Here is a 1,070-nt window from a genome sequence, read left to right on the forward strand (position 1 = left end):
CACGCTTTCGGCCTGCGTTGGAAGGCCTCCGACGAACTGCGTGCGGTCGAGGAGGGCTGCGTTGATCTCGCGGCCTTCAACGGCGATCCGAGCTGGACGTTGACCATGCCCGCCCGATACGTCTTGGCGCCCGGCGGGACGATCGAGTACGCCGACATCAGCGTCGACTACACGCGGCGGGGCGACCCGTCGGAACTGATCCCGGTCCTCGCTCATATCGCCGCGCACTAGCCCGGCTCTCAGAGGCTCCAGAAAGCGTGTCCGTGCGTCCAAACCAATAGACCGGGCCATTCCAACGTATGCCTGCAAGTGGCATCCATGCGCCACGATTACAGCGTTGCGCCCTCACGCCGTCGAGTGCACGGCCTCGTCAGTATGGTCGGCGGCAACTTGACGGAGAAAACACATGGAGCTTCATCAAGTTCGCTACTTCCTCGCCGTCGCGTCCACGCTCAACTTCACCCGCGCAGCCGAGCAGTGCAATGTCACGCAGCCTGCCCTGACCAAGGGGGTGCAGAAGCTTGAGCAGGAGCTCGGCGGCCAGTTGATCTACCGCGAGCGCCAGTTGACGCAGCTCACCGACCTTGGGAAGGAAGTCCTTCCGATGCTGGAACGCACACTGGCCTCGGCACAGGCGGTGCGTCGCAGAGCCCAGGAATTCCAACGCAAGGAGGTCGCGCCACTGAAGATCGGCCTCGCCCCCTCCATTTCGGCGTCGCTCGTCCTCGATCCGATCGCGGAGATCGCAAAGTTCGTCCCTGGACTTCACGTCGAGCTGCGCGAGGGCTCAGCGGAGAACCTCATCGACCTCTTGCTTGAGGGGGAGATCAACGCCGCAATGGTCGGAGACGTGCAGGACATACCCGCCCGCATCGACGACTGGTTGCTGTTCGAGGAACGCTACGTTGCGGTTCTCGCGCCGACACACCGGCTCGCAAACCGTCCCTCGATCGGCATCGACGACCTCCGCGAGACCGTCTTGCTGGAACGCGCCGGATGCGACGTCGGCCCGAAGATCCTACGGTCGTATTTCCCTGAGGAACCGCCCCACCGCGGGCACTGCAGCGGTA

Annotated in this window: 1 protein-coding gene and 1 pseudogene; both read left to right on the top strand. The window is 63.9% G+C overall.

The genetic code is table 11. From position 1 onward, the window contains the following. A pseudogene (locus NKI67_RS33770) lies at positions 1 to 231 on the top strand (peroxiredoxin-like family protein); the annotation flags it as partial. A 175-nt stretch (positions 232 to 406) separates the two neighbouring features. Further along, positions 407 to 1,070 (top strand): LysR family transcriptional regulator (locus tag NKI67_RS33775; protein ID WP_352649174.1); only part of this gene is annotated, 664 nt, incomplete at its 3' end.

Origin of the sequence: Mesorhizobium sp. M0408, from assembly GCF_040321495.1 — a bacterium.
In the GTDB taxonomy this organism is placed as follows: domain Bacteria; phylum Pseudomonadota; class Alphaproteobacteria; order Rhizobiales; family Rhizobiaceae; genus Mesorhizobium.